Below are 14696 nucleotides of genomic sequence, written 5' to 3'. Positions count from 1 at the left end.
TCCACGGATCGTCGCGGTCAGTCCAGGCCGACGGAGAAGGTCTGCTCCAGGTCCAGGCGGGAGTAGGCGCGGAACGCGATGTGGGTCTCGGTCGAGGTCACGCCCGGCACCTTGTTGAGGCGGTCGGCCACGACGGAGGAGACGTCCTCCACGTGCTTGACCCGCACCAGGGCCACGAGGTCGACGTCGCCGGTGACGGAGTAGACCTCGGAGACGCCCTCGAGCGAGGCGATCTCCTCGGCGACCTCCGGGATGCGGTCGACCTGGGCGTGCACGTTGACGATGGCGGTGATCACGAGCCCGAGGCTACGACGGCCGCGCCCGCGGCGGCAGCGCCGGTGGCGTGTCGCGCCGCGCCGTCCCCGCGCGGCCGCCCGGTCCGCTGGGCCCGCTCTCCGCCTCCGTCGCGCGTCCGCTCCCGGCCCGTGCCGTGGCCGGCGGGCGCCAGCAGCGCCAACGAGCGGCCGGCACCGGCCACCGGGCACGTCCACTCGCCCTCCACCTCCACGAGGCGGACGCCGGGCTGCTCCAACCAGCGCAGCACCTTCTCCGTCTCCTCCGCGGTCGCCGCCGGCACCGGGCCCGGGGCCTGGGCCCGTTCCGGCTCCAGGGTCTCGGCGCCCGCACGGAGCACGTCCACGAAGGCGTGGGCGTCACTGCCGGACGGGATGACCCCGGCCGCCGCCAGGCGCCCGCGGCGCACCACGTGGACCGCCCACCGGCCGTCGTCCTCGCGGCGCGCGGCCACGACCTCCGGGCAGGCGGTCAGGGAGCCGAGCCGCTGGGTGCGGGCGGCCGCGCGGACGAAGGCCGCGAGCCGGTCACGGTGGCGGCCCGCGTCCTCGAACCGCTCCTCGGCGGAGAGATCGGCCATCCGGTGCAGGACCAGGTCGACGACCTCGTCGGGGCGCGAGACCAGCGTCTCGCGCAGGGAGCGCACCACCGCGTCGTAGGTGAGGGCGTCGACCGACCCGTCGCAGGGGGAGAGGCAGCGGCCCATCTCGGCCAGCGCGCAGGCGCTGCCGCGCGGTCGCTTGCCCAGGCGCTGCGTGCACTGGCGGACGGGGAAGACCTCGTGCAACGCTTCCAGGGCCTCCAGGGCGCGGCCCCGGGAGCCGAACGGGCCCAGGTAGTCGGCGTCGTCGTCCGCGACGCGGGTGACCACCGACAGGCGGGGCCACGCCTCACGGGTGAGCTTGACGAAGTGGGTGCGCTCCGGGTGTCGCGAGCGGCGGTTGTAGCGCGGCTTGTGCTGGGCGATGAGCCGCAGCTCGCGGACCTGGGCCTCCAGCGGCGTCGCGCACTCGATGCCCTCGACCCGGGCGGCCAGGCGGACCATCTCGCCCATGCGCGAGCGGGTCTCCGAGGCGGTGAAGTAGGACCGCACCCGGGTGCGGAGGTTCTTGGACGTGCCGACGTAGAGCACGCGCTCGTCGTCGTCGCGGAAGAGGTAGACCCCGGGCTTCTCCGGCAGCGGCTCGGCCAGGTGCCGCTTGCGCCGCTGGGCGGAGGTCACCCGCGAGGTGTAGGTCTGGAGCTCCTCGAGGGTCTGCACCCCCTGGGCCCCGAGCCGGCCGATGAGGCCGTGCAGCACGTCCACCGTGGCGCGGGCGTCCGCCAGGGCCCGGTGGTTCGGGGTGGTCGTGGCCGAGAACAGCTGCGCGAGGGAGGAGAGCTTGCAGTTGGGCGCGTCGTCCCGGGTCACCAGCCGCCGGGCGAGCCGGGCGGTGTCCAGCACCTCGAACCGCGGCCACGGGCGCTGCTGGGCCGCGGCGAAGTGCTGGAGGAACCCGACGTCGAACGGCGCGTTGTGGGCGACCAGCACGCAGCCCTCCGCGAACTCCAGGAACGCGGGCAGCACCGTGTCGATGCGGGGCGCGGCCACGACCATGGAGTCGGTGATGCCGGTGAGCACCGAGATGAAGGCCGGGATCGGGCCCTCGGGGTCGACCAGCGTCTGGAACTCGCCCAGCACCTCGCCGCCGCGGACCTTCACCGCGCCGATCTCGGTGATCATCGAGCCCTGGGCGGCCGACCCGCCGGTGGTCTCGAGGTCGACCACGCAGAAGGTGAGGTCGCGCAGCGGCCGACCCAGCTGGTCGAACGAGCGTTGCTCCTCCCACCGGGAGGGTGACTGCGGGTGCTGCATGGCGAGGACGCTACGAGCGAGCACCGACAGCGGGTCGGACGCGCGCCGGTGCCGACGTCCCGGCCCGGCTCCCCGGACGTCCCGGGACGTTCCCTCTTGGCCGCCCTCCTGCGCGCCCTCCTGCGCGCCCTCCTGCGCTCCCGCCGCACCCCCGGGTGGCTCTCGGATGGCTCTAGGGTGGGCGCGGGACACGATCGTGCGCCCGCCCGCGAGCGGGCACGGACCCGCCGGGCGGGAGCGAGGAGGCGGGGGACGTGGGCAGCAGCGACGTGGTGCCCGCCTCGCCCCGCGGGCTGCCGGAGGCCGTGGGTGCCAGGGTGGTCGTGCTCGTCGCCGCCGTCCTGCCCGACGTCGCCCAGCTGCCGCCGTCGCTGCGGCGGGTGGCGGCCTTCGCCCCGGGCCGCCGCGCACGGCTGGGCAGCAACGCGGTGCTCGACGCTCTCGTGGACGACGGGCTGCGTGAGCGGGTCGCGCACGTGCTCGTCGCGCGCGGGGCGGGCGAGGGATCGGACGAGGACGACCCGGCGACCGTGGCCGCGCGCGCCTGGCTGGTGCGGCCCGAGGGCTGGGAGGACGTCCTGGTACCGGCTCTCGCGCAGGTGCACGCCCGCGAGGAGGCGGAGGAGTCCTCCGCCCTCGACCGGGCCCGCGCCCGCACCGCGGCCGCCGAGCAGGCCCTCGTGGAGGCCAGGGCCGGTGCCAAGGTGGAGGCCGACGCGCTGCGCGCCGAGGTGAGCGACCTGCGCCGGCGCCTCGCCGAGGCCCGCCAGGAGGCCAGGGACGCCCGGGCGGCGCAGACGCGCTCGGCCGAGGCCGTCGGCGAGGGGGCGCGGGCCGAGGGGGTGCCCGTCGGACCGGCCGCGGCCGCCGAGCGGCGCCGTGCCGACGACCTGGCCGCCCGGCTGCGCGACAGCCGCGCCGAGGTGGCGCGCCTGACCGCGCAGCTCGCCGAGCAGCCGGCGCCGGCCGGGGCGGGCGCACCGGTGAGCACCGACGAGCCCGGCGAGCCCGGCGAGTCCGGTGCCGCGTCGGACCAGCGGGCCCGCCTGCTCCTGGACACCGTGCTGGACGCGCTGACCGGGCTGCGCCGCGAGCTGGCCCTGCCCCCGCTGACGGACACGCCCGGTGCCGAGGCCGAGGAACGGCTCGCGCAGACCACCCCCGCCGGCGCGCCCGGCGGGGGAGCGGCCGTGATCGGCCCCGCCCTCCTGGAGCAGTACCTGGGACTGCCGCGCGCGCGGCTCATCGTCGACGGCTACAACGTGACCCGGGGCGCCTGGCCGTCCTCGACCCTGGAGGCCCAGCGAGCCCGGCTCCTGCGCGACCTGGCGCCGGTGGTGGCCCGTACGCGCGCCGAGACCACGGTCGTCTTCGACGCAGCCGACGCCGACACCCGCCCGCCCGCGGCGACCCCGCGGGGCGTGCGGGTGCTCTTCAGCCCTCCCGGGGTCATCGCGGACGACGTCGTGGCCGACCTGGTCGACGCCGAGCCGCGCGGCCGGGTGGTGCTCGTGGTCAGCGACGACCGCGAGGTGCGTGACCACGCCGCGGCCCGCGGTGCCCGGCCCGTGCCGGCCTCCGCCCTGCTGGGCCTGCTGACCCGCTGACCCACGGCCCCGCCGGAGAGGCGCTGGACAGGCGCTGTCGGTGGTCGGTGCCACGGTGTGGCCATGACGACGAGGATCGACTGCGACACCTGCGTGGTGCGAGGACTGGCCTGCCGCGACTGCGTGGTGACGGTGCTGCTCGGACCCCCGCCCGAGCTCACCTTCGACGACGAGGAGCGCGCGGCGCTCGACCTCCTGGCCGAGGGCGGCCTGGTGCCGCCGCTGCGACTGGTGACCCCGCTCTCGGCGCCGGCCGGTGACGGGACAGGTGACGGGGACGAGCCGCTGCCGGGCACGGGTGCTGCGACCGCCTGACGCAAGCCCGTCCCCGGCCCGCTGCTGCTGCGGGACACGGGCACGAGAAAGGTAAAGACATGCCGGGTGTGGCCGAGATCTTTTGGAGTCCGGCCCCTTGGCCGTCTACCTTCGCTCGTGTTGCCGTCACCCCTCCGGGGGAGACGGACCGCCGTCCGCGACGACGGCGGGATCGAGGGGAAGCCGGTCAGCGCACGTCGACGTGGTTCCCCCCTGCCCCGTGAGCCGTCGACGCACCCGAACCGAGGAGTACCCGCACCCGTGCACACCGGCCGTCAGCGTCTTGCCGCCGCAGCCGTCTCCGCCCTCCTCGTGGGCAGCGGCGTCCTCTGGGTCTCTTCCCCGGCCCAGGCCGAGCCGACCGTCGAGTCGGCCCAGGCCCGCGTGGACACCCTGTACCGCGAGGCGGAGCAGGCCTCCGAGCGCCTCAACGAGGCCCGCCTCGAGGTCACGAAGATCAAGCGACAGCTCCAGTCCCTCCGTGCCGACCAGCGCAGCCAGGCGTCCCTCACCGACGCCGCGCGCACCGAGGCCCGGGACGCGATCCTGCGCGCCTACCAGGGCCAGGACATGAGCGCGGTCAACCAGGTCGTGGGTGCCACCGACCTCGGTGACTTCCTCGACCAGATGTCGACGATGAGCTCGTACGCGGACATCACCGACGAGCTGTACTCCCGCTACGACACCCAGGCCCGTGCCCTCACGCTGCGGGAGAAGGCCACCGAGAAGCGGGTCGCCCGCCTGGCCTCCCTGCGCACCTCGCTGGCCGAGGACAAGGCCGAGATCGACTCCAAGCTTGCCGACGCGCAGGCCGTCCTCGACGAGCTCGAGGCCGCGGAGCGGCGCGAGGTCATCTCGCGCACCGCCGCGCGCGAGCCCGCCCCGGAGGTCACCACCGTCACCGCCGCGGTCTCCGGCTCGGCCGGTGACGCGGTCGCGTTCGCCCTCGCCCAGGTCGGCGACAGCTACGTCTACGGCGCCACCGGCCCGGACTCCTACGACTGCTCCGGCCTCACCATGCAGGCGTGGGCCGCCGCGGGCGTGTCCCTCCCGCACTCCTCCTCGGCCCAGTACGCCAGCGGCACCAAGGTCTCGATCTCCGACCTCCAGCCGGGCGACCTCGTCTTCTACTACTCGCCGATCAGCCACGTGGGCATCTACATCGGCAACGGCCAGATCGTCGACGCCGCGAACCCGAGCACGGGCGTGCGGGTCGCAGCCGTCGACTCGATGCCGATCAGCGGGGCCGTCCGCCCGGGCTGACCGGCGCCACGGCACCGAGGCAGACGCTGAGCACCTCCGACCAGCCCCCCGCACCGTCCACCGGTCCGGGGGGTTCGTCGTCCCCCGGGGCGGGTCGTCCCCGCCGTCTCCTGTGGCTGGTGGTGGCCGCCGCGCTGGTCGCCGTCGGCGTCGCCTACGTCGTCGCGGACGACGGCGGGCGCACCGTCCTCCCCTCACCCACGGCGTCCTCGGGCGAGAGGCAGTCCTCGGGCACCGACGCCGGCCCTGGCTCCGGGGGCGCCATGCCCGTCGGGCTGGCCACTCGCACCCTCGACCGCCTGGCGCGCGCGCTGGGCCACGGGGACGCCGTCGCCGCCGCCGCCCTCGGGGTGGCGGGGGACGGTGAGGCGGCCGACCGGCTCCGCGCGGCTGCGGAGGCCGCGGCCGACGCACGGGTGCGCGGCCTGCGCTGGCGCTACGTCGACAGCCTCGGCACCCCCGACGCCGACGGGACCTGGTGGGCCGCCACGGAGGTCACCTGGCGCTTCGCCGGTGTGGACGAGTCGGCCGCCACGGCCGAGGTCCTCGTCGGCCTGCGCACCGAGGACGGGCCGGACGGGACGACGGTGGCCGTGGTCGACCCCGCTGCCGTGGCGGAGGACGCCGCCACGGCGACGACGACCACCCGCGTGCCCGTGTGGCTCTCCGGGCCCGTGCGGGTGCGCCAGGACGCCGGGACGATGCTGCTCGTCGCCACCCCCGACGGCAGCGTGGACGATCGGGCCGAGGAAGCGGCGGACGAGGAAGCCCTGGCCGCGCAGGTCCGACGCGCCCGCCAGGAGGCGCGGCGGGCGCTGGCGCCGGGTGAGCGGTCCGCCGCCCCGTCCCTGGTGGTCGAGGTGCCGGCGGACGCCTCCGGCGTCGACGCGGCCCTCGGGGTCAGCACCGGCACCTACGCGGCCATCGCCGCGGTGACCGCCCCGGTCGACGGCGAGGACGGGCCGGTGCACGTGCTGGTCAACCCCGACGAGCTCGGGCAGCTGCGCCCGGCCGGCGCCCAGGTCGTGCTCACCCACGAGGCCGTGCACGCGCTCACCGACGCCCCCGCCAGCCTGGCCCCGCTGTGGCTGGTCGAGGGCTACGCCGACGAGGTGGCGCTGCGCGACGTCGACCTGCCGCTCTCGGTGACCTCCGCCCAGGTGCTGGCCGAGGTCGCGCAGGAGGGTCTGCCCCGTGCCCTGCCGACCACCGCCGACTTCGGCGTCTCCTCGCGCTACCTGGGCGCCGCCTACGAGGCCGCCTGGACCGCCTGCCGCGTGCTCGCCGCGCGGGCGGGCGAGGACGGCCTGCGCCGCGTGTACGAGCGCACCGGCGCCGGTGAGGGCCTGGACGCCGTGCTCGCCGACGTCGCGGGCTGGACGCAGCGCGACCTGGTGCGCGCCTGGCGTGCCGAGCTGGCGCGGATCGCCGACGGCGGCTGAACGACACCCCTGAACGACACCGGCCCGGACGAGGATCTCGTCCGGGCCGGTGTCGTTCAGCGGGTGTCGTGCCGCGGGCGGCGCCTGGTCGGGCCCGCTCGGCCCCGCCAGGTCAGGTGGGGCGTCAGGTGGTGCGCCAGGTGGTGCGCCGGCCGCCCGCCCCGGGGGGGGGAGAGGGGTGGGGCGGGCGGTCGGCGGTCCCGGGTGGGTCAGCAGGCGGTGCGGTCGCCGCCGACGCAGTCGCCGGTGGAGTCGAAGAGGCCGCTGAGGGTGTCGCCGAAGGCGAACACCGCCACCGCGATGATCGCGGCGATGCCGGCGATGAGCAGGCCGTACTCGACGGCGGACGCGCCGCGCTCCTCGTCACGGACGGGGAGGTGCAGGGCGATCAGGGCGGAGAGGTAGGTGACCATGGCGGACTCCTCGGTGGCTGAGGTCAAGGGGGATGGGGGGAGAGGCGGTGTGGTCGCCGGTCCGCCGACCCGGGCGGTGCGTCCGGGCGGGTGACGGGGGTGTCCTTGGCGACGTGTCCACTCTGCCCTGCCGCTCGGGGCGGTGTTATCGGGTAAAGAGTCGAAGGGTGATAGCCCGAAGTGACTAGGAGCACGGACCCCCACGAGCGCGGCGCCCTGGGGAGTGAGGTGGGGGCGCCGGTCAGCGTGGCGGTGCCACGGAGGACAGCAGCCCCATCCGCATGGCCGTCACGAGCGCCTGGGCGCGGTTCTGTGCCCCGAGCTTCTGGTAGATCCGCGCGATGTGGCTCTTCGCGGTCGACTCGCTCATGTACAGCTGCGCACCGATCTGCCCGGCGCCCAACCCGTCGGCGAGCAGTACCAGGACCTCCTGCTCACGGTCGGTCAACCTGCTGGACTCGGTGGTGCCCCGCCGCATCATCGCGCCCATGAGGCCGGCGCAGGTGAACGAGCGCGGGGAGACCACCGCCGTCCTCGCCGCCTTGACCACCTCGTCGCTCGGGGCGTCCTTGCCGACGAAGCCGGAGGCGCCCGCCTCCATGGCCGCGAAGATCTGGTCGTCACCGGAGTGCATGGTGAGCACGACCAGGCCGAGCTGCTCCTCGGTGCGCCGCAGGGCCCGCACGACGTCCAGCCCCGTGCCGTCCTGGAGCTGGAGGTCGGTGACGACCACCTGCGGCCGGGCCCTGGCGTAGAGCGCGAGCGCCTCCTGCACGCCGCCAGCGGTGGCCACGACGCGCATGTCCGGCTGGAGGTCGAAGACACCGGCCAGGCCGTTGCGGATGAGCTCGTGGTCGTCGACGACCATCACCGTGGTGGGCGGCTTGGCGGGGGACGGGCTGGCGGGCTGGCTGGGGGACTGGCTCACCTGGCCACCTCTCTGTCGCTGTGGGGGACGGGCCCCGGCGGGGCCGGGAAGGACGGGACGGCCTGGGAGGGGGTGGCCTGGGGCGCCGGTGCCCCGGCCGTGAGCCCGCCGGCGGAGAGCCCGCCGTTCTCGGCGCGCAGCCGCACGGTGACGCGGGTGCCGCCGTCCTCGGGCTCCTCGATCTCGAGGTCGGCGCCGACGAGGCTGGCCCGCTCCTGCATGATCGAGAGGCCGTAGGAGTCGGCTCGGGCGTCGCCGAGGCCACGGCCGTCGTCGCGGACGGTGATCGTGGCCGCGGGCGGGCTGACCTGGCAGGCCACGCGGATCACGCTGCACCGGGCGTGCTTCACGGCGTTGTTCACGGCCTCCTGGGTCACCCGGAACAGCTCGGCCTCCACCTCGGGCCGCAGCCGCTGGGGCTGCTCGTCCAGCGTGACCTCGATGGGGATGCCGGAGACCTGGCTCATGTTGCGGGCCACGGCGCTGATGGCCGAGCCGAGGCTCTCCGCGCTGCCGACGGTGGTGCGCAGCGTGAGCACGGAGCGGCGCACCTCGGTGACCACGGCGCTGACCCGCTCGCGCAGCAGCGTGAACTGCTCGCGCTGGGCCGGGGTCATCGCGGTCAGGGCGAGGGCGTCGACGACGTAGCCGAGCGAGGCGATGTCCTGGGCGACGCCGTCGTGCATCTCCCGGGAGAGCCGGCGACGCTCGTCGGCGGTCGCGGCGTCGCGGAAGGCGTCGAAGAGGAGGGCGGCCTCGAGCGTGACGACCATGTCGGCGACGAGGTCGGGGACGTCGGCCAGGCGCCGCTCGAGCTCGGGGTCGCCGAGCCGCACCCGGTCGGAGAAGGTGCCGGCGAGCACCGCGATCAGCCGGTCCTCGCTGTGCAGCGGCACCGCGAAGGCGTGCCCGTCGCGCTCGACCTCGCCCGTGGCCCGGCAGGTCTCCGCGACCAGCGAGCACTCGAGGAGGTCGTCGTCGTCGAAGGACTTGGTGACCAGCGGGGTGAGCGTCGCCCCCGCGGTGGCCCCGGAGCCGGGCAGGTACACCGCCAGCACCGACGTCGGCAGGGCGTCGCGCACGGTCGAGAGCAGGAGCCCCCCGGTGCTGCTGGGGTCGAGGCCGGAGGAGAGCCCGTCGGTCAGGTCGTTGAGCTGGCGCAGCAGCGCGCTGGCGTGCCGGTAGGGGGCCAGCGCGTCCGGCGGCTCCTGCGAGGTGGAGTGCAGGAAGGTCGCGACCAGGCCGAGGCCGAGGCCGAGCACGGCCCAGGTGAACACCGACGCGGCGGTGTCCGCGGTGACGGGGGCGGTCGCGGCGGCGGCCAGCGTCACGGCCACCACCGAGGTGGCGGCGGCCAGCAGCATGGAGGCCAGGCCGCGGCGCAGCCCCGCCAGCAGCGGGGCGAGCGCGGTGGCGGCGAGCAGCGACTCCGTCTGGTGCACCGTGAGGCCCGCGACGACCCCGACGATCGCCGCCTCCAGCGGGGTCGACCAGCCGGGCACCGAGGCGGGCCGGGTCAGCGCGAGCGTGGAGGTGGCCCACACCATCGCCACGCAGCCCAGCCCGGCGATCGCGGTGACCTCCCGCGTCCACAGCACCGGCCCGGTCATCGCGAGCAGCACGAACACCCGCAGGGCGAGGTCGAAGCGCACGGCGTCCTGGGTGGGATGGAGCATGGGGCTACCTCGTCCGGCCCGGGTGGCCGGCTGGGTGGGGGGTGGGGGGAACCGCTCGCGCGGTGCCGACCGGGGCCGGTGTGCTCATGCTCTCACCGATCCTGGGTACGCGCCGCTGGTCCACACCGGTACGCGGCTCCGTCCCGGGCGGGGGCCCCGAGCGGTGCAGAACCTCGTGCGCCGCTCAGAAGGTGTCCAGGATGCTCAGCACGGCCGGACCCATCACCACCACGAACAGGGACGGCAGGATGCACACGACCAGGGGCACGGTGATCTTCACCGGCACCTGCTGGGCCTTCTCCTCGGCGCGTTGGCGGCGCTTGACCCGCATCTCGCCCATCTGCACGCGCAGCACCTGGGCGATCGGGATGCCGAAGTGGTCGGCCTGCACCATGGCGCCCACGAAGTGCTGGAGCTCGGGCACGTCGGTGCGCTCGGACATCGCCCGCAGCGCCTGGCTGCGCGAGGAGCCGATCTGCATCTCGCGCAGCAGCCGGGACAGCTCGTCGGCCACCGGACCCTGCGTGCGGCCGGCGACCTGCTGGAGGGCCGCGTCGAACCCGAGCCCGGCCTCGACCGAGATCGCCAGCAGGTCCAGGGCGTCGGGGAGGTCGCGGCGCATCCGCTCGGAGCGGTCGTAGGCGCGCTGGTAGAGCCACAGCGCGGGGGCCGCGAACCCGAGGCCCGCACCCACGGCCACGGCCAGCAGGACGACGGTGGGGCCGGCGCCCAGCAGCAGCGCGAGCAGCGGCAGCGCGACGCCGCCGGCCACGGCGAGGCCCAGGCGGGTGCTCACGATCTTCTCCACGCTCCAGCCCGGCGGGTTGCCGGCGAGGTCGAGCTTGCGGCGCAGCCGCACCGCGGTGTCGGCGCCCGTCAGCCGCCGCCCGGCGCGCTGCCAGCGGGCGGCCGCCGGCCGGACGACCCTGGCCTGGAACGTCTGCTCGCCCTCCTGCTGCTCGCGCAGCGGGGCGGGGGCGCTGGTCATCGCCTCGATCACCGCCAGCGACCGGCCGACGCCGGTCTCCGGCGTGGGGCGCAGGGCGAGGCCGAGGAGCGCGATCGCGCCCAGGACCAGGACGAGGGCCAGGACCAGCTCCACCTCAGACCTCCACCTTCACCAGGCGCGACATCCAGAAGATGCCCAGCGCCAGCAGGCCCGCGCCGAACCCGACGAGCACCAGGCCGCGGGGGTCGGTGAACAGGACCAGCACGTAGTCGCGCTGCGCGACGAGCAGGTACAGCGCGAACAGCACCGGCAGCGCCCCCAGGACGACGGCCGAGAGCCGTCCCTCCGCCGACAGCGCGGAGACCTGACGACGCAGGTACTCCCGCTCGCGCATCGTGCCCGCCACCCGCTCCAGCAGCTCGGCCAGGTTGCCGCCGACCTGCCGCTGGATGCGGATGGCCATGACGACCCAGGCGAGGTCCTCGCTGGCGAAGCGGACGGCGACCCCCTCCAGGGCGTCCTCGAGGGCGACGCCGAGCCGGGTCTCGACCAGCGCCCGGCGGAACTCGCCCGCGACGGGGTCGATCCCCTCGGCGGCCACGGTGTCCACGGCCTGCATCAGCGACTGGCCCGCGGCGATGGCGCCGGCGAGCATCTGGAGCGTCTCGGGCAGGGCGGCGCCGAACCTCGTCCGTCGCCGGTTCGAGCGCACCCGCAGCACCAGCCAGGGCACCACGAGGCCCAGTGCCACCGCGAGCAGCAGGACGACGGGGTCGCCCGCGCCCAGCAGCAGGCCGGCGAGCCCGGCGAGGACCACGACGGCCACGTGGGCCACCAGCCACTCGGCGGGCTTGAGGCCGGAGCCGGAGGCCTCGAGCCGCAGCGCGATCCGCGCCTCGAGGGTGCGCTGGCGGGCGAGCAGCTCCGCGGCCGCGTCGGTGGCCCGCTCGCGCACCTGCCGCTGGTCGGCGTCCGGGCCCACCGGGCGGCCGGTGCCGCTGCGCACGTAGTCGCGCACCACGTCCTCGGCCGAGCGGGTGCGGGTGCGGGGCACCAGGCTGACGAGGAGCGCACCGAGGCCGAGGGCGAGGGCGGCGACGCCGACGTAGGCGGCCCAGCCGGGCAGGGAGCCAGGGAGGGCGGCAGTCAGGGAGGCGGGGTCCACGGCGTCCTCCTCAGCCCTGGGCGACGAACGTCATCGGGTCCACCACGACGTTGGCCGCGGCGAGCTTCTCCAGGAACTTCGGTCGCAGCCCGGTGGGGCGCAGCGTCCCGCGGGAGCGGCCCTGGTCGTCGAAGCCGGCGGAGGAGTCCCAGACGAACACGTCCTGGAGCGTCACCACGTCGCCCTCCATCCGCTCCACCTCGGTGACGTGGGTGATGCGGCGGGAGCCGTCCTTGAACCGGGTCTGGTGCACGACGAGGTCCACGGCCGAGGCCATCTGCTCGCGGATGGCGCGGACGGGGAGGTCCATGCCCGCCATCAGCACCATCGTCTCCAGCCGGGAGAGGGTGTCGCGGGGGCCGTTGGAGTGCAGCGTGCAGATGGAGCCGTCGTGGCCGGTGTTCATCGCCTGGAGCATGTCGAGCGCGGAGGCGTCGCGGACCTCGCCGACGATGATCCGGTCGGGCCGCATCCGCAGGCTGTTGCGCACCAGGTCGCGGATCGACACCTCGCCGCGGCCCTCGATGTTCGCGGGACGCGACTCCAGCCGCACCACGTGGTCCTGCTTGAGCTGGAGCTCGGCGGCGTCCTCGATGGTGACGATGCGCTCGTCGTCGGGGATGAAGGAGGAGAGCACGTTGAGGGTGGTCGTCTTGCCGGCGCCGGTGGAGCCCGAGACGATCACGTTGAGCCGGCCGCGCACGCAGGCTTCGAGGAAGGTGGCCGCCTCGCGGCTGAGGGTGCCGGAGGCGACCAGGTCGGCGACCAGCATCACGTCGGTGGCGAACTTGCGGATCGTCAGGGCGGAGCCGTCCACGGCCAGCGGCGGGACGACGGCGTTCACCCGGCTCCCGTCGGGCAGCCGCGCGTCGACCATCGGCGAGGACTCGTCGACCCGGCGGCCGATCCGGGAGACGATCTTGTCGATCACCCGTCGCAGGTGCGCCTCGTCGGCGAACCGGGCGTCGGCGGGCTCGAGCCGGCCGGCCCGCTCCACCCAGATCGAGTCCGCACCGTTGACCATGACCTCCGCGACCTGGGGGTCGCGCAGGAAGGGCTCGATGGGCCCGTAGCCGAGGATGTCGTCGGTGATCTCCTGGGTCACCCGGCGCCGGTCGGCGGAGGAGAGCGGCTGGTCCTGGCGGCCCAGGACGTCGGCGAGCACCGCGCGGACCCGCTGGTCGAGCTCGTCGGAGTCGAGGTCGGCCTCGTAGAGCTGCGGGCCGAGCTGGGAGAGCAGCTCGGCGTGCACGCTGCTCTTGAGCTCCTCGATCCGGTCGCGCTGCTCGGCACCGACCCGCTGCGAGCGCACCGATGCCATGGAGCGGGTGGCGGGCGCGGCGTCGGCCGTCGCCGTCGGCGCCGTGGTCGGGGCGGCCGGGTCGGCCGGGAGCGGGTCGGGGGTGTGGACGGCCTCGAGCACGGCGGCCGCGGCTGAGGCGCTGGAGGAGTCCGCCTCCGTCGTCGTGCCCGGCCCGGCGGGCTGGGTCTGGCGGGCGGCGGCCAGCCGGTCGGAGAGACTGCTCATGCCGGTGCCTCCTGGAAGCGGGGCCGGGGGTCGGGACGGTGCTCGGGACGGTGCGTGGATCGGGGCTGCGTGCGCGCGCTCATCGGCGCTTCCAGAACGGGGTGCGGGCACGGGGGCGCTCGTCCGGTGCGGACGCGGCGGTGCCGGTCGGGGCGCCGACGGGCTCGCCGAGCACGCGCGCGGCGAGGTCGCGGACGATCACGGAGACCGGGTGGTCGGGGGAGGAGGAGACGATGGGCGTGCCGGCGTTGGTGGAGGCGGCGACCTCGACCTGGCTGGGCAGACGGGCGGCGGTGGCCATCTGGAGGATGGCCTCGACCTTCTCCGGGCCCAGCCCGACGGCGTCGTCGGCCCGGTTGAGGACGAGGTGACGGTGGCCCTCGGCGATGCGGAGCATGTCCATCGTCTCGAGGGCGACCTTGACGTTCTTCAGCGTCGGCACGTCGAGGGTGGCCACGATGACGCACTCGTCGGTCTCGTCGAGGGCGGCCAGCACCTGCTCGTCGAAGGCGGGCGCGGTGTCCACCACGATCGCGTCGAACCCGGTGCGCAGCACGCTGAGGGTCTTGGCGACCAGGGCCGGGGTGACCCGCTCGCGGACGTCGGGGTGGGCGGGGGCCGCCAGCACCTGCACGGACCCGGCGTGGCGGGTCATCATCCCCTGGAGCTGGGCCAGGTCGAGGCTGCTCTCGGAGCCCACGGCGTGCTCGATGGAGTGCGTGGGGAAGAGCTGCATCGTGATGGCCACGTCGCCGAAGGCGAGGTCGAGGTCGACGAGGCAGACGCGGCGGCGCCCGCCGTCCGCGATGGCCATGGCGAGGTTGACCGCGAGGGTCGTCTTGCCGACGCCGCCCTTGGGGGAGAAGACCGTGACGACGCTGCCCTCGGAGACCACGCCCTCCCCGCGCAGCGCGGCGAAGAGGGTGCGGGCGCGCTCGGCGGCGGTGCGCAGGCTGGCGAGCTCGGCCATGGGGACGACGTCGCGGACGCCGGCCTTCATCGCCTGCGCGAGCACGAGGGCGTCGAGGTCGTGGCGGACCATCACCGTGTACAGCAGCGGCCGGCTGGTGGAGAGCCGCTGGCAGACCTCGAGGCTGGTGGTGACGTCCAGGTGCGGCCCGAGGACGAGGAGGTGCTCCTCCGGGTGCTCGTCCAGGTAGGCCTGCATCCGCTCGACGACGTCGACGGCCTGGGAGCCGGCGGGCAGCTGGGCGAGCAGCGCGGTGATGGTCGGCGGGTCGGTGTCGACGACGAGGGGCAC

Annotated in this window: 13 protein-coding genes; 4 read left to right on the top strand and 9 right to left on the bottom strand. The window is 75.3% G+C overall.

Annotation, left to right across the window (positions count from 1 at the left end; genetic code table 11):
* Positions 1 to 17: 17 nt before the first annotated feature.
* Positions 18 to 296, bottom strand: coding sequence for an Lrp/AsnC family transcriptional regulator (locus M8316_RS16750; RefSeq protein WP_250056452.1), 279 nt, complete (start codon positions 294 to 296; stop codon positions 18 to 20).
* A complete protein-coding gene (locus M8316_RS16745; RefSeq protein ID WP_250056451.1) occupies positions 293 to 2149 on the bottom strand; it encodes a DEDD exonuclease domain-containing protein in 1857 nt (618 codons plus the stop codon). Before M8316_RS16745 ends, M8316_RS16750 begins: the two co-directional genes overlap by 4 nt.
* 254 nt (positions 2150 to 2403) lie before the next feature.
* On the opposite strand from M8316_RS16745, the gene M8316_RS21210 reads away from it, so the two are divergent.
* From M8316_RS21210 to M8316_RS16725, 4 genes are all read left to right on the top strand, one after another.
* Complete coding sequence (locus M8316_RS21210; protein ID WP_250056450.1) at positions 2404 to 3756, top strand: NYN domain-containing protein; 1353 nt, start codon at positions 2404 to 2406, stop codon at positions 3754 to 3756.
* 63 nt (positions 3757 to 3819) lie between these two features.
* Positions 3820 to 4071, top strand: a complete 252-nt coding sequence (locus M8316_RS16735) for a hypothetical protein (protein ID WP_250056449.1) — start codon at positions 3820 to 3822, stop codon at positions 4069 to 4071.
* Between the two features lie 261 nt (positions 4072 to 4332).
* Positions 4333 to 5334, top strand: coding sequence for a C40 family peptidase (locus M8316_RS21205; protein ID WP_250056448.1), 1002 nt, complete (start codon positions 4333 to 4335; stop codon positions 5332 to 5334).
* Positions 5335 to 5456: 122 nt separating this feature from the next.
* The gene (locus M8316_RS16725; protein WP_250056447.1) at positions 5457 to 6776 is read left to right on the top strand and encodes a hypothetical protein; all 1320 of its coding nucleotides are present in this window, start codon (positions 5457 to 5459) and stop codon (positions 6774 to 6776) included.
* 209 nt (positions 6777 to 6985) lie between these two features.
* Here the strand turns inward: M8316_RS16725 and M8316_RS16720 are convergent, their stop codons facing one another.
* From M8316_RS16720 to M8316_RS16690, 7 genes are all read right to left on the bottom strand, one after another.
* Positions 6986 to 7189, bottom strand: coding sequence for a Flp family type IVb pilin (locus tag M8316_RS16720; protein ID WP_250056446.1), 204 nt, complete (start codon positions 7187 to 7189; stop codon positions 6986 to 6988).
* 241 nt (positions 7190 to 7430) lie between these two features.
* On the bottom strand, positions 7431 to 8117 hold the full coding sequence (locus M8316_RS16715) for a response regulator transcription factor (protein WP_250056445.1): 687 nt from the start codon (positions 8115 to 8117) through the stop codon (positions 7431 to 7433).
* Positions 8114 to 9793 carry a sensor histidine kinase gene (locus M8316_RS16710; RefSeq protein WP_250056443.1) on the bottom strand — a complete coding sequence of 560 codons (1680 nt, stop codon included), beginning with the start codon at positions 9791 to 9793 and terminating at the stop codon, positions 8114 to 8116. The genes M8316_RS16715 and M8316_RS16710 overlap by 4 nt, the downstream gene beginning before the upstream one ends.
* A 184-nt stretch (positions 9794 to 9977) precedes the next feature.
* The gene (locus M8316_RS16705; RefSeq protein WP_250056441.1) at positions 9978 to 10895 is read right to left on the bottom strand and encodes a type II secretion system F family protein; all 918 of its coding nucleotides are present in this window, start codon (positions 10893 to 10895) and stop codon (positions 9978 to 9980) included.
* Between the two features lies 1 nt (position 10896).
* Entirely contained in the window at positions 10897 to 11907 is a 1011-nt protein-coding gene (locus M8316_RS21200; RefSeq protein ID WP_250056439.1) for a type II secretion system F family protein, read from the bottom strand.
* A 10-nt stretch (positions 11908 to 11917) separates the two neighbouring features.
* Positions 11918 to 13435, bottom strand: coding sequence for a TadA family conjugal transfer-associated ATPase (locus M8316_RS16695; RefSeq protein WP_250056437.1), 1518 nt, complete (start codon positions 13433 to 13435; stop codon positions 11918 to 11920).
* A 79-nt stretch (positions 13436 to 13514) separates the two neighbouring features.
* Positions 13515 to 14696, bottom strand: a complete 1182-nt coding sequence (locus M8316_RS16690; protein ID WP_250056435.1) for a CpaE/TadZ family protein — start codon at positions 14694 to 14696, stop codon at positions 13515 to 13517.

The organism is Nocardioides bruguierae (assembly GCF_023554635.1).
In the GTDB taxonomy this organism is placed as follows: Bacteria; Actinomycetota; Actinomycetes; order Propionibacteriales; family Nocardioidaceae; genus Nocardioides; species Nocardioides bruguierae.
This window is presented reverse-complemented; position numbering and strand designations above follow the sequence as displayed.